General features: G+C 39.7%; 15 protein-coding genes. 2 read left to right on the forward strand and 13 right to left on the reverse strand.

The window, feature by feature from the left end; genetic code table 11:
* Window positions 1–46: 46 nt before the first annotated feature.
* The 4 genes from BLR60_RS20755 to BLR60_RS20770 all read right to left on the reverse strand — a co-directional run bounded on the left by BLR60_RS20755 (window position 47) and on the right by BLR60_RS20770 (window position 7107).
* Window positions 47–1063, reverse strand: a complete 1017-nt coding sequence (locus BLR60_RS20755) for a SusE domain-containing protein (RefSeq protein WP_090503436.1) — start codon at window positions 1061–1063, stop codon at window positions 47–49.
* Between the two features lie 17 nt (window positions 1064–1080).
* Window positions 1081–2670: a RagB/SusD family nutrient uptake outer membrane protein gene (locus tag BLR60_RS20760; protein ID WP_090503438.1), complete on the reverse strand. Its 1590-nt coding sequence runs from the start codon at window positions 2668–2670 to the stop codon at window positions 1081–1083.
* Window positions 2671–2692: 22 nt separating this feature from the next.
* On the reverse strand, window positions 2693–5659 hold the full coding sequence (locus BLR60_RS20765) for a SusC/RagA family TonB-linked outer membrane protein (RefSeq protein ID WP_090503441.1): 2967 nt from the start codon (window positions 5657–5659) through the stop codon (window positions 2693–2695).
* A gap of 437 nt (window positions 5660–6096) precedes the next feature.
* The gene (locus BLR60_RS20770) at window positions 6097–7107 is read right to left on the reverse strand and encodes a LacI family DNA-binding transcriptional regulator (RefSeq protein WP_090503443.1); all 1011 of its coding nucleotides are present in this window, start codon (window positions 7105–7107) and stop codon (window positions 6097–6099) included.
* A gap of 312 nt (window positions 7108–7419) precedes the next feature.
* On the opposite strand from BLR60_RS20770, the gene BLR60_RS20775 reads away from it, so the two are divergent.
* Entirely contained in the window at window positions 7420–7779 is a 360-nt protein-coding gene (locus BLR60_RS20775; protein WP_090503446.1) for a response regulator, read from the forward strand.
* 140 nt (window positions 7780–7919) lie between these two features.
* Here the strand turns inward: BLR60_RS20775 and BLR60_RS20780 are convergent, their stop codons facing one another.
* On the reverse strand, window positions 7920–8273 hold the full coding sequence (locus tag BLR60_RS20780; protein ID WP_090503451.1) for a DUF6717 family protein: 354 nt from the start codon (window positions 8271–8273) through the stop codon (window positions 7920–7922).
* Between the two features lie 65 nt (window positions 8274–8338).
* Here BLR60_RS20780 and dinB point away from each other — a divergent pair, with 65 nt between their 5' ends.
* The gene (gene dinB / locus BLR60_RS20785; RefSeq protein ID WP_090503454.1) at window positions 8339–9439 is read left to right on the forward strand and encodes a DNA polymerase IV; all 1101 of its coding nucleotides are present in this window, start codon (window positions 8339–8341) and stop codon (window positions 9437–9439) included.
* A 661-nt stretch (window positions 9440–10100) separates the two neighbouring features.
* Here dinB and BLR60_RS20790 read toward each other — a convergent pair.
* The 8 genes from BLR60_RS20790 to BLR60_RS20825 form a co-directional block, all read right to left on the reverse strand.
* Window positions 10101–12542 (reverse strand): glutaminase family protein, encoded by a 2442-nt coding sequence (locus tag BLR60_RS20790; protein WP_394333581.1) that lies wholly within the window; start codon window positions 12540–12542, stop codon window positions 10101–10103.
* Window positions 12543–12951: 409 nt separating this feature from the next.
* On the reverse strand, window positions 12952–13773 hold the full coding sequence (locus tag BLR60_RS20795; RefSeq protein ID WP_167354794.1) for a PKD domain-containing protein: 822 nt from the start codon (window positions 13771–13773) through the stop codon (window positions 12952–12954).
* A 25-nt stretch (window positions 13774–13798) separates the two neighbouring features.
* Window positions 13799–15235 (reverse strand): PA14 domain-containing protein, encoded by a 1437-nt coding sequence (locus tag BLR60_RS20800; RefSeq protein WP_090503462.1) that lies wholly within the window; start codon window positions 15233–15235, stop codon window positions 13799–13801.
* Between the two features lie 31 nt (window positions 15236–15266).
* On the reverse strand, window positions 15267–16964 hold the full coding sequence (locus tag BLR60_RS20805; RefSeq protein WP_167354795.1) for a DUF4983 domain-containing protein: 1698 nt from the start codon (window positions 16962–16964) through the stop codon (window positions 15267–15269).
* A 36-nt stretch (window positions 16965–17000) separates the two neighbouring features.
* Window positions 17001–18623 (reverse strand): DUF5008 domain-containing protein, encoded by a 1623-nt coding sequence (locus BLR60_RS20810; RefSeq protein ID WP_090503467.1) that lies wholly within the window; start codon window positions 18621–18623, stop codon window positions 17001–17003.
* Between the two features lie 30 nt (window positions 18624–18653).
* Complete coding sequence (locus tag BLR60_RS20815) at window positions 18654–19394, reverse strand: fasciclin domain-containing protein (RefSeq protein WP_167354796.1); 741 nt, start codon at window positions 19392–19394, stop codon at window positions 18654–18656.
* Between the two features lie 16 nt (window positions 19395–19410).
* Complete coding sequence (locus BLR60_RS20820; RefSeq protein WP_090503472.1) at window positions 19411–20931, reverse strand: RagB/SusD family nutrient uptake outer membrane protein; 1521 nt, start codon at window positions 20929–20931, stop codon at window positions 19411–19413.
* Window positions 20932–20942: 11 nt separating this feature from the next.
* Window positions 20943–24089 carry a SusC/RagA family TonB-linked outer membrane protein gene (locus BLR60_RS20825; RefSeq protein WP_090503473.1) on the reverse strand — a complete coding sequence of 1049 codons (3147 nt, stop codon included), beginning with the start codon at window positions 24087–24089 and terminating at the stop codon, window positions 20943–20945.
* Window positions 24090–24096: the final 7 nt, after the last annotated feature.

A 24096-nucleotide genomic window follows, 5' to 3' on the forward strand; every position in this document is an offset into this window, starting at 1 on the left:
AAATGCCCTACAGCAAAAAATGCTGCAGGGCGGTATGTATAAACAATTAGTTTTTAACCATGGTGGCTTTTTTAGCGGCCACATCTAAAGTGATGGTATAGTTTCCGGCAGTGGTAACGGCAATATTATCACCTCCATTTGTAAGCGTACCTAAGCTACCACCAAGGTTTGTACCCCAATCATGCGCAAACCTAAATTTGAAAGCGCCGGTAGTTAAAGTGGTTTTAATGGTATAAAAATTAGCTTTACCATCATTGGTTACTTTCATATCGGTATCATTGCTCCAGCCACCTATGGTAGCGTCGCCAATAATCGACCATTCTTTAGGAACGCCGATGGTATAAGTACCTGCGTTCAGATCAACAGTTACCTGTTTCACTACTGCATCAGGCGATTTAAGATTATCGCCTGCACCCGTGCCGATTTTACCACCTCCGGCATCGCCATAAGCTACATCCCATTTTTTTGCCGGGGTAATTTTAAATTCGAGGTTACCGGGGGTAAATTCTATCATCCCGGTATAAATGCCATTGCTTGAAACAGAGATCAAACTATCAGCAGTGGATGGATTCCAGCCCTGATATGCCCCAGGAACATATACCCATGCCGAGGCAAGATAAGGTGTAGCGGTTAATGTAATTACGTTTGAATAAGTTAGATCGTTTACTGCTGCACCCGATTTTAACCTCACCTCAATCTGTGCCGCAGTTCCTACCTTTCCTCCCAGTGCCAAAATCATATTGTTTACTTCAGTAACGGTTGGCGCATAGGTCTTAGCAGTCACGGCCACTTCTCTTACCGGAGAAAAATTAGTGCCTTTTAAACCAAACTGTAAGCTGGTGTTTACCGGCACCACGTATCCGGTTGAAGTAGCAATTGGGTAACTTAGGGTAAATGCTGCCTGTGAGGCATTGGATTGTACCAGATTAAGTGTAGTTGTTGATGTTGTTAATGTTCCTGCAGGGCTAACATTTGAAACGGTTTGGGTTTCGTCTTTTTTACAAGACCATAGCGAAACCGCCATAAGGCCAACTGCCAGGGTTTTGAGAAATATCGATTTCATCTCTTTTAAGATTAATATTAATAACCAGTATTTTGAACCAAATTTGGGTTTGCAATCAGATCTGCTAAAGGAAGCGGATATAAATTACGGTAAGCAGGCAAAGAAGCACCAGCTTGGACACCACCTTTGAAAGGCCACAAATAAGTTGAACCTGTAAATTTACCATAACGGACCAAGTCGGTACGGCGATGACCTTCCCAATATAATTCGCGGGCACGCTCATCAAGATAAAAATCGACCGTTAATGCTGCTGCCGACACGTTTCCACCGGCATTGCCGTAGGCACGTTGGCGCACTAGGTTTACATAAGTTAATGCTTGTGCAGCACTACCACCAGAACCACCACGGGCTACAGCTTCGCCGTAAATCAAATATTGTTCGGCCAAACGGAACAGGGGAAAATCAACCGAGCTGAAAGTTCCGTTCAGTGAGCGACCCATGACATTATTGGAAGTTATGTTTTTGAACTTAGTTACGCGCAAACCATCTGTAAACTCGCCTACAGCATCAACATTTCTTTTTGTACCAAAAAACACACCACGTTTATCCTGGCTTCCATTGGCATCAGGGAAGAGTGCGGGTAAGTTTTGCCTGGTCCTGTTACCGCTCCAGCCACCATTTGGCACACCATAAGCCGTCGGGTTCATATCACCGTTAATGGCCGCATTGATGATAAAGGTAGTACCGCCATAATTAGTACCATTGATACCATCATAGTTAATGGTTAAAATATTTTCGGTGTTGTTAAGATCATTATCAGCTTTGAACAGATCCATATAATTTGCTCTTAAGCTATAACCCGCATTAATTACCTTACTCGAGTAGGTAATGGCCTCGGTATATTTAGCTGTTCCGGTATACACCTGGGCGTTTAGGTATAACCTGGCCAATAAAGCCCAATCTGCCCCCTTATCGGCACGTCCGTATTCGTTGGTACGCGCATCGGCCAAATCGCCTTCAATGGCTTTTAATTCCGATTCTACATAGGTAAACAAAGCAGCCCGTTGGATCTGTTTTGGATTTACCTTACCAATGGCATCATCCTCTGTAATAAACGGTGGATTTCCGAAAGCATCCATTAGTACCCAATACTGATAGGCACGCAGGAAACGGGCCTCCGCACGGTAGCGGTTAATTGCAGTGGCATCGGCCCCGGTGATATTTCTGCTGGCTAATTTCTCAGGAGTGCTTTCACGGAGAAACTCATTGCAGAAAGTAATCTGTAGAATGCTTCTGGAATACAGACCACGCAAAAACTGGTTATCAGGGGTCGGGGTACCGTAATCCAGTTCAGGAATACCCACATCGCCCCAGGCACAGATGGCCTCATCGGTCACCAATTCCTGTGATGACCAGAATAACCTTAAAAAATCAGCAAAACCTGCATTTAAACCGCCCACGTCACTGTTATCTGATCCCGACGGACTGGTAAGTGCATATGTTGCATATAGCTTAACTAAGCTGTTTTTGTAACCTGCCGGTGTTGCATAAACATTCTCGGCGGTTACATCATTGGTTGGTGTCAGGTTTAAATCTTCTTTTTTACAAGCATTTAAACTGATTGCCAGGAAACCCAATGCTAATATTGTTTTAAATGAATTTTTCATTTCTCTATTTCTTTATTCAGTATTAGAATCCAACATTTAAGCCTAAAGTATAGGTACGTGGACGAGGGTAAAGGTTATAATCAATACCCGAAACCAGTTCCGGATCTATGCCCTTATACTTGGAAACTACGAACACGTTTTGGCAGTTTGCTGATATACGCATGTTTGCATTTCCCGTTTTCGACAGCTTACCAACATTATAAGATAAACCAAGGTTATCCATTTTCAGGAAAGAAGCATTTTTGATAAAATAATCGCTCAGGTATTGTACACCAGAACTTCCTGAGAAATTGGTTACATATAAATCTGAAGTAGAATTATTAAGAATTCCCTGGGTACTTAATACGTTGTTCCTGATACCAAAGTTTGATGAAATATTGTCGTAAACGTAGTTACCGATATTGGCTCTTAACACAGTACTTGCCGTCCATTTTTTATAGGTAAACGAGGTATTGAAACCTAAGATTACTTTAGGATCGGGTGATTTATAGAAATACTGGTCTGCTGCAGAAATGCTACCATCGCCGTTCAGATCCTGATAAACACCTTCAAGCGGTTTGCCATCGCCATTGTATACCTGTTTATACACATAGAATGAACCAGGCAACTGATTAACCGCATTGTATTTTAGGTGGATACCGGTACCGCCGGTGATATCGCCTGCATCAATTTTGAAACCTGAATTTGGGTTCAACGTTAGGTTGGTAACCTCTCTTTTATTGTATGCGGCATTGATGCCCAGTTCCCAACTGGTATTCGCTGTTTTTATGGCGACATAATTTAAGCTTACCTCAGCACCCCTTACATCCATATTGCCCACATTGGTGGTTAATACGTTGGTAAAGTTCGTTCCTACAGGAATGGTTACGGTACTTAACAGGTCCTTGGTTTTTTTATAGTAAACATCAATGCTTCCGTATAACCTACCCTTTATGAAACCATAATCTAAACCAGCATTGTAAGTGGTTGTGGTTTCCCATTTCAAGTCGGGATCGTAACCTGCCGGACTATAATAGTTGTAGAAATTATTGCCTACCTGATACTGACCATTGTTAGTACTGGCGTAGTATTTAGATAGGTAATCGTAATTGCCGATACCATCTTTGTTACCGGTTTCGCCATAGCTTAAGCGCAGTTTCAGATCTGACAGGGTTTCGCTATTTTTCAAGAAATTCTCACCGATAATTCTCCATGTAAAACCTACCGATGGAAAATAACCCCAACGGTTGTTCTGGGCAAATTTAGACGATGCATCAGCTCTCATGGTACCCGATAAGATGTATTTATCGTTTAACGTATAATTGAAACGGCCATAGTAAGAAAGCAGTTTATTCTGCTCAACTGAAAAAGGAAAAACGGGTGTAGTTAACAGCTCTCCGGTACCTTTATAGGTGGCGAAGTTGTAATTGGTAACGGCATCGTCGTAATAACCATAACCAGCTGTTACATCAAATTTACTTTTGATACTTTCTACTGTTTTGGCATAACTTAAATAGGCTTCAGAAAATTTGTTCATCTCGGTATTTAACCGGCTTGAATATGATCCGCTGGTTGATGCGCTCTGTGCCGCATAGATGGGTACAATGGTACGTCCACGACCTTTAGAATAATCATAACCTACGTTTACCACGGCATGTAATTCGGGTAAGAAATGGAAAGAATAATCCAATTTTAAGTTACCAAAGCTTCTCGCGGCATTTCCACCATTATCCTGTTGCCTGATTAAGGCTACCGGATTACGCGGTGCATTAGGATTAGGCACACCGTTAGAACTTAACCATTCGAAATAACCGCCATAGTTATTGTTGGCATAAACGGGTTGTGTAGGATCGAACTGAATAGCTGCACCAATAGCACCATCGTTTGGATATTGGGATTGGCTTAAAGAACCTTTTAAGTTCAGTTCGGCTTTCAGGTGATCGGTAAAGAACCGGGGTGCAACAGATATGGCGCCAGTAGCTCTTTTTAGTTTACTGGTAATCACCACGCCGTCCTGATCAAGATATCCTGCCGATACCCGGTACGGAACACCCTTGAGAGAACCTGCAATACTTAAATTGTTATCTGTAGAGAAGGCATTTTGGTAAATTTCATTCTGCCAATCGGTATTGGCTGTACCAAGCAATGCTTTTTGAGCAGCATTACCATTTGCGTTTACAAAGGCACGCACCTGATCGGCTGTAAGCACATTTACTTTTTTGGCCACGCTGGCAATGGAGTTGTTGGTACTGAAGTTAATAACCGGAGCGCCTGAAGTACCTTTTTTTGTAGTGATTAAAATTACCCCGTTAGATGCCCTTGAACCATAAATGGCTGTAGCGTTTGCATCTTTTAAAACCGTAAAGGTTTCAATATCGTTAGGGTTGATCAATGAAAGCGGACTTGGTGCGTTACCAATGCTGTTACCGCTAAAAGGCACACCATCAACTACGATCAAAGGATCATTACTGGCATTAAGCGATGCACCTCCACGGATGCGGATAGTACTACCGCCACCTGGTGCCCCACCGCCTGAAACGATGTTTACACCAGCTACCTTACCCTGGATTAATTGCTCGGGCGTGGTAATGGTACCTTTTTGAAAGTCTTTCGAATTTACAGTGGTAATAGAACCTGTCAGGTTTTTCTTTTCAGCGGTACCATAACCGATCACCACCACCTCATTCAGTTTCTGTGCATCGGGTACCAATTGAAAACTAACAGTCGCATTTGCCGAAATGCTTACCGCTTTATCCAGGGTTTGATAACCGATGAAACTTGCGGATAAAGTTATCTGACCATTGGATAAACCGGCCAGTTTAAAATTACCATCGGCATCAGTTGCGGTACTTCTTGTTGTTCCTTTAACAACTACAGAAGCGCCAGGTAATGGTAGGCCTGTCTCATCAAGCACCCTTCCAGACACCGATCCGGTTTGTGCTTTTACCATTAATGCTGAAAAAACCAACAGCACCAAAAGCCCCTGTTTTAACAGGTAAAATACTCTCATATTCGAAGCTCGTTTAAGTATAAAAATTTGGTTAAATATTATAGTGATTTACACATAGGCCTAATTTACAGCTGTTCATGAGATTTCAAAATTTATTTAAAAAATATATTTCAGGCTGAAATTGCCGTAAAAAAATCAAGCTAAAATTAGTTTTTTCACACAGATAAAAAAACCATATTAAATAATTTTTAATTTTTAATTACATGAATATCAATTACTTAAAAATTACAAATTTAAATTTAGAGTGTAATTATTACACTAAGCCATTTTTGCTGCTTTTTTCGGGAACGTTCCCGAAAAAAATAGATCAAAATTCTGTCATCTTTCGGGAACGTTCCCGAAAATCATCCAAAATTCTGCTTATTTTACACTAAGTGAAGAAAATTTTTGAAAATTTAAGACCAAAAAAAAGACCCGTTTTTTAGTCTGTTTTTTAGCTATTTACCGGTCGAATTTCGCTTGATGATTTTGGATGTTAAAACCACCTCATTTGGTCGGTTCTTATTGGCTTGATCATCCAATACGGTAAACAGCAACTTAGCGGCTTCTTCACCTATTTCAATAGCGGGTTGAGTAATGGTGGTAAGTGAAGGGTTTAACAAAGGGGCAATTTCCAAACTGGAGAAACTGATCACCTTTAAATCCTTTGGTATATTAATATTAAGATCGTAGCAGGCATAATAAGTGGCAAACGCCAAACGTTCCACCGAGGTAAAAATACCATCGGGTTTTAATTGCGTTAAAGCCTCCTTAATGATCAGGCTATTTTCTTCATAACTGTTGCTGCAATCAACAATAAGACTTTCTTCAAATGGAATCCGGTATTTCGCCAGTGCATCAATATAACCCTGCATACGGGTTTTACCTATCGATAAACTTTTATTCACCACCAGGTAAGCAATCCGCTTGCAACCCTGCTCTATCAGGTGCTCTGTGGCCAGAAAACTACTGTCATAATCATTGGTAATAACCCTTGGGGTATCAATGTCTTCGTAAATCCGGTCGAAAAATACCAATGGCAATCTTTTACTTCCAAATTTATTAAGATAATTATGATCATTGGCTTCTCCGGAAACCGACATAATTATGCCATCTGCCCTACCATTGTGTAAATGGCGGATGAAAGTAACCTCCTTTTGGTAATCATCATCAGTTACATAAATTAAGATATGGTAACCATTTTCTCTGGCTACGCGTTCAATACCATGGATGGCCTGTGAGAAGTAATTATTGGCCAATTCGGGTACAATAACGGCTATCGTTTTACTTTTTTGCTCCCTTAAATTACTGGCGTAATGATTGGGCTGGTAGTTTAATTCCTTCGCCTTAGCCAATATACGTTCTTTGGTATCCCCATTAATATCGCTATTGTCCCTAAAAGCCCTCGAAATTGTAGAAGTAGATAAATTTAATGCTTTTGCTAACTTCTTAATATTAATACTATCCATTTGGTTATTAAACCCAATTAATTTGAATAAACGCTGTAAATATAAACTATAAATGTCCGAAATACTTTGTTCGCTTTAAAGAAATACTTCCTAAGCTTTAATTTATGCATTTGGCGATCAATTATTAAACGCACATTCGGTCATCAAACTCAGTAACAGAAGTAGTTCATCAGTCCATTGATAAATTCTTTAAATAAATATTCATTTTTTTTAAAACAAAAAGCATCTTTGCCGTATTAGTAACTTAAACGCTATTAACCATCTTCTCATTTACCAATTGGAAAACAAGACTATTTGAAATAAAATTACAAAATGGGAAACAAAAAAATACTCATTGCAGATGATGATGAAGGAATTGTTGATGCTATAACAATGATTTTGGAAGTGATGGGTTATGATGTTGAATTTACATATGACGGTGGAGCAGTTATCGACGCCGTAAAAAACAAACCCGATCTGATTATGCTGGATATCTGGATGAGTGGATATGATGGCAGAGATATCTGTAAACAGCTTAAGGATGACCCTGAATTTAGGAAAATCCCTATTTTAATGATCTCGGCTAGTAGAGACATCAGGCAATCTGCGATGGATGCAGGTGCAAACGATTTTATGGAAAAACCGTTTGAGATGGATTCTTTACTGAATAGAGTGGAAATTTTATTGAATTAGAAGGATTGGGGTGTAATGCTCGCCGGATAATCATCTCCACCGAGACGCAGTGAAGGGAGAGATTTATCCCGAAACAGATTTAGCTATAGTGATCAATCGTGGCTCTCGACTACGTTCGAAATGAAGATCTCGGATAGAAGTCACACAACTTCTTTAAAATAAATCTTTTCAGGCAATTGTTTAAAAACAAACTCCGTAACGCCACAAAGCCAAATTTTGTGGTTCTTAAATTCGCCGCGAAACTTTTCTAACAGGTAGTCTCCACCGCCGCCTAAATTCTCTTCCCGTGTATAAATAAGGTCTAAAATTTCGGCATTTTGTATTTGCTCATCAGCCATTAATAATTTACATTCATTTTCTGAAGCAGCTACCCAGTTTAATAGTTCATCAGCGCCTTCTACCATTTGTAAATCTTCTACTGCCCCACCCCATTCGGGTATATCGGCATACCATTCGTGTTTTGCATTCTTATAAAAGCGAATTGTTCTCTCCATATTTTGTAAAGAAAAAAAATCTAGCCCAATAATCCTGATAAAAATCACGAAATTTAGATCATTGCATGTCAGATTTAACTCCACCGGTTTTAAGAAAAATAATTCATATCGACATGGATGCTTTTTATGCATCTGTAGAGCAACGTGATTTTCCTGAATATCGTGGGAAGCCTGTAGTGGTTGGCGGTAAGCCAGACAGTCGTGGTGTGGTTTCTACAGCCAGTTACGAAGCCAGGCAATATGGAATCCGCTCCGCAATGCCATCAAGTAAAGCTTACCAGCTTTGCCCGACAGCCATTTTCGTATATCCGCGTTTTGATGCCTATACTGCGGTTTCTAAGGCACTTAGAGAAATTTTTAGCCGGTATACCGATCTAATAGAACCGCTTTCGTTGGATGAGGCTTACTTAGATGTAACGGAAGACAAACTCGGCATCGGATCGGCACTTGATATCGCGCAATCAATTAAAGATGCGATTAAAAATGAGTTAAATTTAACGGCCTCGGCAGGTGTATCGATCAATAAATTTGTGGCCAAAGTAGCTTCAGACATGAATAAACCTGACGGTTTAACTTTTATTGGTCCATCCAGGATTGAAGCTTTTATGGAAAAACTCCCGGTCGAAAAATTCTTTGGAGTAGGCAAAGTTACCAGCGCCAAAATGAAGGCCATGCAGATTAATACTGGTGCTGATTTAAAAAAACTAACGGAAGCCCAGCTTATTGCCCAATTCGGGAAATCGGGAAGATTTTATTATAAAATTGTTCGTGGGATAGACGACCGGCCTGTCCGGGCAAACCGCGAAGCAAAATCGGTAGGTGCAGAAGATACTTTTTCAGAAGACACCAATGAAGATGCCGTGATGCATGATCTGCTGAAACAGATCAGTGAAACCGTGGCCAAACGCCTGGAAAAACATCAACTGAGCGGAAAAACGGTAACCCTGAAAATCAAGTTTGCCGATTTTAAACTGATTACGCGCAGCCGTTCATTCGCCACACCGATTAACAAAGCAACGATCATTTATGATGAAGCGATTAAACTTTTAGAGGAAGCAGCAATCGGCACAACCCAGGTGAGGTTGCTGGGCATTACCTTATCGCGGTTTTATGATGATGTGGAGATGGAAAAACCAGAAAGCAATCAATTAGAGTTTGAGTTTTGAAAAATAAATAGTCATTTCAAGAATTTACTTTTAATTTAAAAACATAATTTCCGTTTGGAGCGCAGGGCCTGTAACAAAACACCAGGATTCTTCCCGTTTTCCGCATATACACTTCGCTGCCTCGTACCTCGTGCTGCGGGGTATCGCTTCAACCGCCCGCCTGCAACGGGCAGGGGCTATTTGGCGAAAAAAGTGTCTCATTTGTAGGGCTGTAAGGTGTACAAACCACTGTGCCTAAACCCGACAGCAGCGGCAGCCTCCGATTTTTCATCGGAGCTATAGCGAATGGCGGGGCTGCAGACCGCCAAGAATCACAAGCCAATCATTTCCTAAATAGAATATCTTTATTTCGGCCGGTGAGACACCAAACGATAGGATAAATGATGCTCTTCGCCTTCATATTTAAAGTGTATACCCTGGTCTGTGAGTCACAGATCAGGGATGAGGCTCATTCAACATTAAGTCTGCACAGTTTTCATTTGTGCCGTCACCCTGACCTGTAGCAAAGCGGAAAGGTACGCAGTAAATTCATTTCAGGGTCTTTAAAAAACTGCTCTCCCGAACATTCGGGACAGCTTGACGATGTTCTTATCAAACATAAAAAAGGCTCTACAAATTAATGCAGAACCTTCTATCGCTAATTTAATGGAGGGGTGAGTTATTATTTATTATTTAATTTATCGGCAAGCATTTTCATGTAAAACCCGCCAACTACACTACGCGCTTTAAAGTTATCGCGGATACCGGTATTGGAATCATAAAAATCATTTAAAGGCACTCTCGATTCGGTTTCGATAGCATGTTTGTAAACAGGGTGCACCAGCGCTTCGAATTCTTTTTGTGTTGGCGCAAAAGCAGCCGTCCACAAAATCCAGTCGTTTTTGGTATAGGCTTTTCTGCTATCCAAAGGGATACCATATTTATTTTGTTTCGTCAGATAATATTTGGTCTCGGTATCATATATTTTTTGAGGGAATAAGTTTAAGTTTAAAACCTTATCCCAAACCAGGTTATATTTCTGGCTCCAGGTATTCTTATTATCGAAAGTTAGGGCATAGTGATCGCCGGCATCGGCCATTTCCATCCATTTTGGCACCATGCTTTCCGCGATAGCCCTATATTTTTTAGCGATATCATCATATCCCAATGTTTGGGCCATTTGGGCATAACAGGCTATCCCCACAATTGCTTTCACCGATAAATTGGCATTACGGGCCAGGTGACCGGCAAAATCATCGGTACACAATTGCGTTTTAGGGTCTAAGCCCTCTTTTGTCAAATAATCAACCCAGGTAGTTAAGGTTTTCCAGTGCGCTTTGGCATAATTGGCATTTCCCTGCGCTTTGGCAATAGCAGCAGTTAGGATGATCATATTACCAGATTCTTCCACAGGCATCGGTTCACCGTAAGTCTGTCCGTTGGCCAATGGGTAAGTTCCGAGATCGTGTGCCGCCCAAGGATGAGGATATTTTCCGCTTTCGCTGAAATAGAAAATACCATTCAGCATGCCCGCTAATAATTCAGGGTTATAAATCAGATATAATGGTGCTGATGGATAAGTTACATCAACGGTATTGATAAAACCACCACTGTTATTTTCTTTAGATAACCATAAAATTTCACCTTGTGGACTCTTTACCAAAGTATGTGCAGCAATGCTCTGTCGATAACCTAATACACATAAATCTGCATACTCTTTACCGCCCGATTTTAAGGCATCGGCATACAAAGTCTGGTTAAAAGCTTCACACTTCTCCATTACTTTTTTATATTCGTCTGCCGCAGCCGTTAATTGTGCTTCGATAGTTTCTTTACCTGAAGTATTCCACCATGGCCTTAAATTTTTATTAAAATATTGAATGCTGTAAATTTCATCATAGCCCAATTCAACATATTTCTCTACCGCAGCTTTACCTACAGTGCCGAAAGGGATCATGGTATTTAAAGCAAGCATTTTACCTTGTTTGGCGGTGGAAGCGGAATTGCCTTTTCTAAAAGCATCAGCAGCTTCTTTTTCGCTTGTTACAAACTGGATGGCATTACTGGTTTTTGGGGCAGCTACATATAAATAACCCCAATCAATACGCATATCATCACTCGCTTTTTGAAGAATCGGCTGTTCTACCGTACCTGTTTTTAGTACCGATAATTTGGCCGTGCTGTATTTACTGGCGGTAACCTCTTGCGTAGGGCGATAAACAGCAATGTTTGATGAGGCGCTCAGGTATACTTTTACCTGGTGTGTTTTCCCATCATTTGCCTTTACCTGGTAAGAAACGTAAGAAACCGGACGTGCAAATAAACCCAAATCATTCATCAACAATGGTGAAGTGAAAGTTAATTTAAGATCTATTTTACCACAGGTAAAGTTATAGATCGTTTGTGTAGCATTAATATCGACACTTTTTTGCTTGGCGATCTGTACTTTTTCGGCATTATCTTTTAACTTATCAACTAAACCAAAATCGAGGAAACGACCTCCCGCAGTATTAATCAGGTGGATGGCTATTACATTTGATCCGGCTTTTAAAGCACTTTTATCGCTTTTGCTTAAAGCAATATATTTAAAATCATTGGTCCAGCCTTCTTTTGTGTAGATTTTCTTTCCATTCAGGTAAACCTCAATGTTATCATCGTGATTGAGTTTTAAAAACAGTTCGTTTATTGATGCCGGGTTAGCGACGTTAAAGGTTCTCCTCACCCATATATCATGCGATTTCCATAATGTTTTTACGTTTTTGGCATCGTCTCCTATAGGTGCATTACCTGTTTGCCAGTTGCTGGCCGGGTAGTTTGTAGCTTTCCAATCGCCCTGAGGTTCAGTTTCTGTATACTTTACATCGTAAGCTTTCTCATCTGAAGCAGGTACAACCGTTTTGTAGGTGGTGCTTTCTTTACCTAAAAAACGATAAATACCACCATCAACATTAATCATCCCTAAAAGAGAATGATCGGCGCCTGTCCAATGCTCGGTAGAAGATTCATTTAGTTTATCCGTGGTAGACCAAATACTGAAATAAGTATTGTGTGTAATTAAGGGATAAGCCGGGGCTTTCCGCTCCTGCGCCTTAAGCAAACTGCCTGCAAACATACAGCCTAGCATGACTGAGACTTTTAAAATGTTGGTTCTGTTCATAATTTGTGTGTTGAAATTCGATCGTATATTTTGGTTAGATTTAACGTTAGTTAAACGTTTTACTAAAGTATAAAATATAATTTACTTTTCGAAAGAGAAGCTAAACTTTAATTGTCTTTTTGACATTTAAAAAGATACGGGTTTAATTTCATTAATATCAGAGCGACTTGACTTCTTTGGAGGCCAGCTGCTTTTCTCTTAATATACCCTGAAATAAATTACCTCTAGCGGGCTTGCTAAGGCTCGGTTCAGGATAATGTTACCCCATTAAAAAAAAATCAGTATGAGGACCTGGCAAAACTTGAATTCCCTAAACAAAAAAATACATGAAGTTTTTAAGCTTCATGTATTCATCAAATGTGTAGAGCGCTATTTATTAAGGTTGTTTTTTATTGATAGTCCATTCAGATAGCTGAAATATACGGCTTCCCCTGTTGGCTTTGATATAAAGACGGTAAAATTTATAAGCCACAAAGTTATCGAAATAGTACCTTTTGGTCACACGTCTTTCATTTGAGTTTGCCCAGGGGCAAGTGGTTACGGTATGCAGGTCGGTATACTGAATCCCATCTATTGATCCTTGTAAAATCCAGTACCTTGGATCTCTGTCTTCCCAATCATTTCCTGAAGTTAGGGTATAGGCACCCACAACCTGTGGCGTTGCAAGTTCGAAAGTACATCTTTGCGTGCCATCGAAACCTGCCTGCAAAAATTTAGTAGTGATGTCGCCATCCACCAGTTTTTTAGAACCCTCAGCAGAATTGGCGCCAGCTCCAGCTTCTAAGTTTACCGAGAATGTACCTCCAACTGTCTGCATATAATTCTCTCCAATTTTGGTTGGGTCGAAATTCGGATCAACAATATTTAAAAGCACTTCTTTTGAGGCAGAATAACCCTGGCCATTTCTGGCGGTTAAGGTAACTTTATATTTCCCTGGGAACCGATAAACATGTTTCGGATTAACCAAAACCGACGTACTATCATCTCCAAATTGCCACAACAAAGTTTTGTAATTTGTAGCGCTACCTGTAAACTGGTATTCTAAAAACTTGGTCGGACTGGCAACTGTAAAGTCAAAACCTGCTGTTGGTTTAGGTTCATCCACTACGGGCACAATCTCTTCTGCATCTTTCTTACACTTTACTGTGGTTATTACCACAAGTATTAAAAGAGATAGAATACTGCATAATCTTTTCATGTTATTTTTCATATCTGATTAATATTTAAGGCGTTGGAAATAACTGAGATTTTGGGATTACCCGTTTTGACAAAATATTCGGCACTTCAATTTCCAGATAAGCCTGCTGCCCGCCTACATTTTCGCGGTGATGTGCTTCAATGGTGTAACGTTTTCCACGTTCTAAAAAGATAGTGCCCTTACGTGTGTCTTTATCCCACTGAGTGGTATAATCATCTACCAAAGCAACACCATTTACGTATAATCTTGAGCCATCATCCCAGCGGGTTTGATAAAAAGTATAGGTACCGCGTACTGGCGCCAGGAACTCACCTTTCCATCTGCTTGCAAAATTATCCCGGCTCAACTGCGTTCCAGCTTCATTTTTTACATTATCCGGCCATCCATCGCCACTAAAGTTAATGGTTTCATCAACTCTGGTCAAAAATGGCGCACGTCCGTCATCAGGGTCTAACTGGGTGTTGGTATAATATTTCGCAGTTAAACCAGTCCCGTTTCCAGTGATGTACGAGTTATTATCCAAATTTACATTAGGGTCTACCACTACAATTAATTTATTTTTAGTAGGATGAATTACATGGTTGGTTGCTTCACTAATACTGAAGGCAAATGCAAATTTTTTATTGGCAACAATGTTCGCATCAAAAACCGGCCATGGAATCTGAAGTCTGACAACGGCACTCGAAGCGCCTGTGGCAAACCGAACCAACGTATCAATGGTATAATCTTTAGCAGTCAAATGTATGGCATCAGCCGGCAAAGTTCCGTTACCCACCAAAGTAGCAATGGTATCAATATTCTCTTTAATTTTAATATTGAAAGCTGTTGATGGTTGATTTTCTAAATTTACAATCAGTGGAATAGTTATTCCTGCAGGCCCCACAATGTAATCGCCCTGGTACACCACGTTATAAGTACCGGCATTTTTTAACGTTAAGTAGTGTAAATCGGTAGTTTTCAGCAGGTCAGCAGTATTGATAATCACCATGATGGTAGATTTGCCGGCAGCAATTTTATTTCCTTTGCCCGGAGCTGAAAGTTTTAATGCAAAAACAACTTTTTTACCATAATTACGCTCCAGCACAGACCGGCGCACAATGGCAATACCTTCACTGTTATCGGTTCCATAAGCTACATTAATTACATTGGGATACTCAACGCCTGTAGATGGCATAAGCACTGCATTTGTAATGGTTCCATTATTAATTAACTGCGCAACAGTATCGTTATTTAAAGTTAAACCTACCTGAAAGGCCTCTTCTGCAACGCCGGTTAAAGAAATTTTAAAAGGCACCTTAATGTATTCATTATCTATGGAAATTTTTCCGGCAACAATACCTTCTCCTGTTATACTTCTGGTATTAGGATCGGGCAATGTTAAATCTTCTATTTTTGATTTGCGACAAGAATAAATGTCAATGATGGCTAAACTTATCAATGCGATGTATATAATTTTTTTCATTTTATGCTATTTTAAATGATCAGCAAATCTGTTATTGATCTAACCAAACGCGGCCATCAAGCCCCCAGGTTTGTTTATTGGCAATTTTTAACCAGTTTATAATCTGTGCCGGAATATCTGATGTTTGCGGAACAAATATGGCCAGTGTTTCTGGTGCAGGAGGGCAGATCAGATCGTTAAAACTCTCCCAGTTATAAGTTCCCTGAAGATTGAAATCATGTGCCTGAGAACTTATATCAGCCATGATATTGCCATTACCATCCGTTGCGGGCCAGTATCCTACCAGAAAATTAAAGTATGGGTGGCTTTGATCTATTGAAGTTTGACAGGCATAATTACCAATCATACCATCTGGAACAGAAAACTTAAAAAAGCGGATATCACTTACATATACATCTGGTACACCATGGCCATTTCCGTTTAAAAATCCCAGTTTTAGCGGATTAGAATTTACCAACGAGCCTGAACCGGTAATTTCGAGCTCATTATTAAAGGTACCATTGGTATAGGTACGCACAAACCGCTGGCCATTACGTACCTCTATCTTTGCTGTTAAGTTTGTCCATTTCCCTTTGGCAAAACTTCCGCCCCTGCATTGGTGATAATCATCATCTTTAGTACCGCGCCATTCAAAATACCAGTAATCTTCTTCTAAATAAATTACCCAACCTACACTTGGGTGGCCTCCGGACCATTCGTTACGTTTACCTAAAATACTTGGCCAGAAAAATTTGTCTTCGTTCTTTTTAACCTTTAACTCAATGGTTACCTTTGTCGTGTCGTCTATGTTGTAAACATTGGCATCTGCTGCATCAACCTGCGCCCTCACATCTTCACCCTTAAAGCGGATGGTTTTACCTAAGTACCTGTTACCGGTAAATGGCTTTGTTAAAATTCGTTTGTTGTAGGTTGGCGCATAATAAATTACAAATGAATTTGCTTTGGGCTGGCTAAAAATAGTCTGATCATCAGCATTTGCCGGTAAGGTATATTGTCCACCTGCACTTGATGCAATAACAACCAGCCATTGCTCATTGTTATAATTAGGCCTTTTCTTTAGTGCAGCAAGGAGTTCACCCACACTGGTATCAAATTTTTCTATTGCTGCTTTGTATGCTGGAAAAGAAACATCATATCCGGATGCTGCTCCTGCTGCATTAACCCCTGTAAAGTGGCCGACTATAACTGAGGCCGTATCGCTGCTGATGTTGCTGATTAGACCAGCTTTAACAGCATCATCATCTGCCACCAAATTACTCGCATCAGCCCCTGTATTTAACGATTTAAAAACTGCTGAAGGGGTATAGGTAACAATTTTCGATTTTGCGCTTGCCTCTTTAATCCGGTTAAAGATAATGGGGTAATTCTGCAGATCGTTATTCGTTAATGCATCATTGGTAACCTTATGTTTTTCCTTTTTAACCCCGGTTAACATATTTGCCCAATTGCTTGCGTTTGAGTTTGCATCAGGATCACTTAAACCAACCCAAGTGTAGATGGCGTGCGGTAAAATTGCATCGATATTTGGTGTATTGGCATCTAAAACGGATTGCCCCCTGGCGCCATCAACCACTAAATAAAGTACCTTACGGTTTCCGTATTTAACGGTTGTGGTATCATTTGCATTCTTATCCCCGATTGTTCTTTCGAATTCTTTATTACAGGAAAATATGGCTGTAGTAGTGATTGTTGCGATTAAGCCAATCAATAATTTATATTTTTTCATCATACTCATCTTAATTTATATTGTGGTTAGCTTAATCTATTATTCGATGGTTACCCTAATGATGTGATATAATGGTAAATTATCAAAACGATAAAATTCTCCAATTAACAATAATGCTTTTTTACCATCTGCCGATTTGGTTTCGATCACATCAGATAAGCCACCAGTAAAAGGACCGGTAGAATTGTATCCTTTTGCCAGTGTTCCTGTTGGTGTTAATACCATAAAACCATTTCTGGTAACGTTATTATATTTTATAAAGTTCCCGCTCGTTACAATTAATCCATTGTTAAGCTGCTTGGCAAAGCCAGGAAAACCACCCTCAAATGATTTGGGCGCAAATGTCTCATCTAAAGTTCCATTATCATTTAAAACCGCTATACCAAATGCTGGTTTACCATTGTATTGGCTAAAGGTCCCAGTAATTACATATTTTTTTGTAGTGGCATTATACGTACACGAACTTATGGTATTATCCGCGCCTGAGCCGGGGGTAAAAGAAGGATCGATGTTTCCATCAGGGTTTAAACGAACGATACGATTGGCTGGTTGACCATCAAACGTATTAAAGCTACCAAATACCACCAGTTTTTCCATTTTCTCTGCATCGGTATGCATATAACTGTCGATATTTCCATTTCCACTTTCTTTCCCTTTATTGGTTGTAGTGTTAAAACGAAATGTTTTATCCAGGCTACCATCTAAATTAAAGCGCAGAACCTGGCGAATATCTGTACTATCCAATATTACCGTATCTCTTGATAAATCATAATTAAACTTATCGTAAGTTCTTTTTACGTAAAACCTAAAATTACCTGTTGCTAAAATTTTTCCCTGATGGGCATATAAACGGTTGATATAACCATTTGTACCACCGTTAAACCTTGGAAACCATTTCTGCGTAACCGTATCGGTAACCGTTGGCTTTCTTTTCGTTTGGATTTTTACCGTATCTATTGCTCCGGTGGTGAATAAACTGGTAATGTTGCTGATATTTTCGGTACGCTGGTTAAATCCGCTAAAACTACCCGCAATAATAAAGCGACCACCAATTTCCAAAACCCTATATAATGGACCATTAGCGCCCTTTCCAGTACGGAAAGTACGATCGTATTCTCCATCAATGGATGTTCTGGCAATCCGGTTGATTGGAACCACTCCACCTTTATTATCAAAGTTGGTAAAGTTACCTACAACGATCGCTCTTCCATCAGGCATTTCGTAAAACTGACTTACATAACCATTGGTACCCGCTGTAGCTTTAAAAGTAGGATCGATCTGAATGAGTCCCTTTACGGTAAAAGTTGGACCAATAAATAACTGATCGCCAATAGCGATGGAAGTTACGCCCGTACTTCCGCTTTCTGGAACCTTAACTGTAATTTCTGTAGCCGTTACACCTACTACCTCGGCCTTTTCTCCGTTAAACATAAAGGTTAACTGATCTTTATATTTATCAAAGCCGGAAGCTTTGATGACTACAGAGGTACCTACAGTTCCAACCGCAGGAACGGGGACATCGGTTTGTGAAATGGCCACCCCTAAAGGCGATTTGGCATCAGCATAGGGGTCAGGAATCACATCTTCCGCTTTTTTACATCCTTGAAAGCTTAAAGCAATCAAAGTAATTATTGTGAGTATAAATTTAATTTTTTTCATCATTTAATTTATTGAGGTAAAACCAGTTACGACTTATTTTGAGGAATTAGAAGACGCTAAACCACTAAAATATACGTCACTAAAAAAATCACTCTCGTTAAAGCCAAAATAAGCACCACCTCTTGTATCATTATAGGCTAAAGTGTGTACCACGCCATTGGTAGGTTTTATATCAGATGATGCTACCTTATTAATATACCAATTATCATTAGGCTTTGAAGGATCAGGAATATAGGTCAGATTTAATTGGCGGTACCCGATGTATTTGATATTGTTTGCAGTAGCATAGGTTACCCCGATATTTGAGATATTGCCTCCAAAAGAATAATACAAACCACCCGGATATACACTCTTCACATCAAAATCGATCTGCTGATAATCCTTCAACCGGTTTACGCCTTTAAACATGTAGCGCTGCAGATATCTCTTCCAGATTAGCGGACTAATCTGATCCAGCGTTTTAACCGTGTCCTTTCCGGCGTAAAAAAGAAAATTATTTAATCCATCGGTTCTGATTGTTCCAATTGTTTTTTTAATTACCTCATCATCAGGTGCAAAAAAAGTAAAGTCTTCATTAGAAAAGGTGCTTTCCATACCCGCCAGTTTTACAATTTGGGCTATGGTATCAAACGGCACTTTTTTAGCCTGTAAATATTGAAGCATGTTCCCATTAAAATTAGGATTGGCCAGGCCTCCATCGCGATAATATTCATCTCGTTTACAAGCATTTAACAACAGCAGTAAAGCAGCACAAGCAAAAATTAGCTTTTTCATATCTCTTTTATTATAATTAATTACCCCCATTAACCCAGTAATCATTCAGTTTCATAAATGGGTTATTGTTTAGCGCATTTTGGTTAATGGGCCAGGTCCAGGCACCACGACTAAATTTATCGGATGTGAGCACGTTGTAAGAATACTGGCTGTTCAAGATTCTCTTCGTTCTAACTAAATCGAAGTAATGATGACCTTCGCCGATCAGCTCTCTTGAACGTTCGTAAAAGATAAATTCTTTAAGATCTCCGTTTGAGGAGGTATACGGAGAAGCACCAGCGCGCGCTCTTACCAGATTAACCAACCTTATGGCCTCAGCATCTTCATCTATATTGGCAAGCGCTTCTGCTGCCAGCAGGAGTTCTCCTCCATACCTAAAAATCATAAAGGTGTTATCTGGGTTGGCATCTTCCTCTCCTACTATAAAAGAGTTTTTGGCATATTTTAATAACATAAACTTACCATTGTCAGCAAAAATGTCTTCGTTAAACCAGGTAGTGATCCTTTTATCACTTCCATCCTGAAAAAGTTTTTGCATATACTCTCCCCTGTAATAAGCAAAACTTACGCGGTGGGTATACTCTGGTCTTTTGTACGGGTAATGCAAAAACATATCGGCAATAGGTGCAACGTTAAGTACAGCATCTCCATAATTTATACTCTGATAAAATTCGAACAAACTTTCATCTGAACGCCCTTTAATCACTGTTGACCAATCTGAAATAGGCAATAACCGATAGGCGTTACTGGCAACCAATTCTTTTCCTAAATCTGCAGTAGCCTGATAATATTTTTTGGCATTAGCACCATCAAAACCTGCATTCCACATATTCATCTCCATCATTAAGGCAATGATACTGCCCCTACTTGCGCGAACACCTTTCAAAGCGGGATCACTATAAGTAAATGGAATTTGATTTTTATAACTGTTTAAATCGGCAATACACTTATTTAATACGGATACAAAATTTTCGCGGGGTAAGGATGTAGAATGAAAAGCATCAGTATAATAAACTACATCGCCAAATAACCGCACCATGGTAAAGTAACAAAGTGAGCGAATAAATGCAGCTTCAGCTTTAAATTGTCCTTTTTCTGTATCAGTGATGCCCGGAACACCCTCATCTAATTTTGCAATCAGGATATTGGCGCCCTGAATGGCCCTATAGTAACCGGTCCAATCTGTTATTCTGTCAAAATTGTAATAGTCCCAGGGTTGTCCTCTTCTGATCAGGTTTAACAGATCGTTTCTACCCAAAAACTCCACATATTCGCGGGACGGGGCATTATCAGACTGGCTTTCGTGCAATACCTCGCCCGATCTGTATTCTCCAACTGCACCAACATAATGTGTTTCGTTTATTTTGCTGAAAACAATCCTCGACAGATCATAAATATTGGCAACAACATCCTCTTTAGTCTGGAAATAATTGTTTCCGGTTAATTTATCTAAAGGCTGTACGTTTAAAAACTTTTTACATGAAGGCAGGCAAAAACATGCTGCAATAACCAAAGTGTAAATAATAACTTTTTTCATAATAAATATTTTTAGTTGCCTGTATTAAGTTCTAAGTTTAAACCAATGTTGTAGGTACGTGGTACAGGGTAACCGTTAGAAATGTCGCGACCTAATGCGGTTACGTTTTCTGGATTTGGACCACTATACTTAGAAAATGTGATTAAGTTATTGGTAGAACCAAAGATCCTTAAATTGGCTAATCCGTACCTGCGGATCAGCTTCTTATCGAACATGTAAGACAGCGTTAAATTATTAATTTTCAGGTAGCTACCGCTTTCCTGCCATAAGGTTTGATCGGCTCTTAGCGGTTGAATATTCCCATACCGGGCAAAATCATAAGGGTATGGGTATTTAGCCACATCACCAGGACGCTGCCAGATATTTAAATCGCCTAACGGCACTACGGCATTTAATGCATAAGGATCTCTCATGATGGCAATACGATCAGCAAGTGCATTATTTAAGATTGTTCTATCGGCTGTGTAACTGGCATACACGTTTAAGCCCCACTTTTTATACCTCATGGTGAGGGATAAACCGCCTGTAAACAAGGGTTGCGAGTTTCCGGTAATTTCATAATCTCTGCCATCCAGAATATAGTCGCCATTTACATCTTTCAAAATCGGGTCTCCACCGTAAAAGAAAGTATTGTTGGTTTGATACCTCTTTCCGGTAACCGGATCTACCGGTACATCTGCATCTGTTCTGTAAACGCCCTGGTTAATCCGTAAATAGTTTGACAGGGTATTTCTGCCTACACGGAAAACATTATGCTGCAGATAACCAGAACCATCAAAGCGGATATACTGTCCGTTATACTCTTCAGGCAATTTTAACAGCACATCGCGGTTATACGCACCGTTTATGGAAAAAGATAAATCGAAATCCTTACTGGTAACGGCTTTTACAATTAAGTTTACCTCGGTACCATAGTTGGCGATACCCAAATCGTTACTTGCCAGTTTATTAAAACCTGTAGTATTTGATAAAACACGATCGAACAATAAATTATCTACCTTTTTGAAATAACTATCTACAACGATCGAGAATCTATTCAGGAAACCAATATCAAAACCAATGTTGTATTGACTTGTGGTGGTTGGCTTTAAAGCCGGGTTTGGAATTAAATCGTAATCGATACCAATGGTTTGCGTGTTGTTGTAATTTCCATTCAGGTTATAAATACCATAAATACTCTGAAGATTACCTGTAGGTACAATATTTTGACCCCACGTTAACCTTAAACTACCATAGTCCAGCCATTTTTGATCAATTAACCAGTTTTCTTTATTAAAATTCCACCTTAAACCTACTGAAGAGTTTTTAGAATATGGATTTTCTAAACCACTTGATGAAGTACCATCTAAACGGTAAGAGAACTCGGCTACATATTTTTTATCGTAATCGTACGATAGTGATCCTGCAAAAGAGGCAATTGTAGCATTTTTATAACTACTTAACACCCCGCCTCCTCTTGAGTAATAACCATCGTAACCGAGCGGCCCCTGAAGCTGATCATTTGGAATTCTTTCCTGCCTGCTTATGGATGATTGGGCACCGATTTTATAAATTTCGTTAAATGTATTGATAAAGAAATTATGCTTATCGCCCAATGTTTTAGCGTAGGTAATTGCATTCCTATTATACAACTGGAAATTTCTGCCGTTATAATCATAAAGCTTGGCAAATGATCCATTGGCCGCAGCTGGTGTAAATGTGGTTTCGGTATCTGAAGTATAATCGTAACTCAAGGTGGAAGATGCTGCCAAACCTGGTATAAATTCGTAACGGGCATCGATATTTGCCCTTAAATTTCTGGAGTTATTATCATTCAGCGTTTGCAGAGCAGATAATACCCCACCAGAAGCCTGGTAAAAAGACGGAGGCGGTAAAAGTGTTGATGCCTGACCGTTTGCAGCTACCCCTGATTGAAGTAAGCCGGCACCGTTACCTTTATTCTGTTTTCCTACAGAGCCATTAACGAAACCGAAAAATCTAAATTTATCATTCGGTTTAAACTCCATGTTCATATTTAAATTGTAGCGATTATAGCCCGTGTTTTTAATTACTCCTTTTTCGGCATAATAGCCCATATTGGCCTTGTAATTAAATTTCTGGTCGCCACCATCTAAAGCCAGGTTATGACTCTGGTTAAACGTAGTTTGATAAAATACATCCTGCCAGTCGGTAGAATTATTCCAGTACGCATTTAAACTATCTGCAAGAAAAGGTGTATTGCTAATTCCCCTGATCTGATTGATATTTTCTGCGTTTAATATAATTTGCTGAATTTTTAACTGACGTTCAGAATTACCTCCTAATGTTTCGCGTAATTTAGGCGGAGCATTAACGAAGAAGTTCGATACATATTTAATACGCGGCACTTTAGAGTTACCTCTTTTAGTGGTGATGATGATTACCCCATAAGCACCTCTGGATCCATACATGGACGTTGCCTGTGCATCTTTCAGGATCTGGATGTTTTCAACATCTTCCTGAGGGATCAGCGAAAGTGGACTCACACCAGGACCTTGTGTTTGAAAACCAAACTCTGCTGCTCTATCTGCATCTAAAGGCACACCATCTATAATATACAATGGCGATGTAGGTTGTAAAAATGAATCGTTACCACTACCTGAAATGCTTAAACTGGATAAACCCCGAAGCTGTACCGATCCCCTAAAACCTGGTGCACCGGTATTATTCTGGATATTTAACCCCGGCACTTTACCCTGTAAAAGGGTTTCAATGTTTGATACCGGAACATCCGAAACATCTTTACCGCTAAGCACCGTTACCGATCCAGCAGCTGTTTCTTTTGGCCTGTTTTGGTAAGCTACAATAATCACATCATTCAAATCTTTACGGTTCTCGCTAATGGTAACCGTAATATTGGTTTGACCGGTAATTTTGGCCGATGCGGTATTGTAACCTAAAAATTTAAACAATAGTGTTCCGCCAACAGGTACGTTAACCGAAAATTTTCCATCGCCATTGGTCTGCGTTAAGCCTTTATTAGTGCTTTGCAAAACAACTGAGACGCCTGGCACCCCCTGTTTGGTATCTTTATCGAGTACCGTGCCATTTACAATAATATTTTTTTCTTGTGAATAGGCATTCGTACAACATATTATACATACAATAAGTAATGTATATAAAAGTATATTTCTTTTCATAATATTA

Origin of the sequence: Pedobacter terrae (assembly GCF_900100705.1) — a bacterium.
GTDB lineage: Bacteria > Bacteroidota > Bacteroidia > Sphingobacteriales > Sphingobacteriaceae > Pedobacter > Pedobacter terrae.

Coding starts and splice junctions, on each gene's coding strand:
- BLR60_RS20810 (WP_090503467.1), bottom strand. CDS start 18,623: ATGATGAAAAAAATTAAATTTATACTCACAATAATTACTTTGATTGCT.
- BLR60_RS20790 (WP_394333581.1), bottom strand. CDS start 12,542: ATGCTAGGCTGTATGTTTGCAGGCAGTTTGCTTAAGGCGCAGGAGCGG.
- BLR60_RS20760 (WP_090503438.1), bottom strand. CDS start 2,670: ATGAAAAATTCATTTAAAACAATATTAGCATTGGGTTTCCTGGCAATC.
- BLR60_RS20805 (WP_167354795.1), bottom strand. CDS start 16,964: ATGATGAAAAAATATAAATTATTGATTGGCTTAATCGCAACAATCACT.
- BLR60_RS20800 (WP_090503462.1), bottom strand. CDS start 15,235: ATGAAAAAAATTATATACATCGCATTGATAAGTTTAGCCATCATTGAC.
- BLR60_RS20780 (WP_090503451.1), bottom strand. CDS start 8,273: ATGGAGAGAACAATTCGCTTTTATAAGAATGCAAAACACGAATGGTAT.
- BLR60_RS20795 (WP_167354794.1), bottom strand. CDS start 13,773: ATGAAAAGATTATGCAGTATTCTATCTCTTTTAATACTTGTGGTAATA.
- dinB (WP_090503454.1), top strand. CDS start 8,339: ATGTCAGATTTAACTCCACCGGTTTTAAGAAAAATAATTCATATCGAC.
- BLR60_RS20815 (WP_167354796.1), bottom strand. CDS start 19,394: ATGAAAAAGCTAATTTTTGCTTGTGCTGCTTTACTGCTGTTGTTAAAT.
- BLR60_RS20775 (WP_090503446.1), top strand. CDS start 7,420: ATGGGAAACAAAAAAATACTCATTGCAGATGATGATGAAGGAATTGTT.
- BLR60_RS20765 (WP_090503441.1), bottom strand. CDS start 5,659: ATGAGAGTATTTTACCTGTTAAAACAGGGGCTTTTGGTGCTGTTGGTT.
- BLR60_RS20755 (WP_090503436.1), bottom strand. CDS start 1,063: ATGAAATCGATATTTCTCAAAACCCTGGCAGTTGGCCTTATGGCGGTT.
- BLR60_RS20820 (WP_090503472.1), bottom strand. CDS start 20,931: ATGAAAAAAGTTATTATTTACACTTTGGTTATTGCAGCATGTTTTTGC.
- BLR60_RS20825 (WP_090503473.1), bottom strand. CDS start 24,089: ATGAAAAGAAATATACTTTTATATACATTACTTATTGTATGTATAATA.
- BLR60_RS20770 (WP_090503443.1), bottom strand. CDS start 7,107: ATGGATAGTATTAATATTAAGAAGTTAGCAAAAGCATTAAATTTATCT.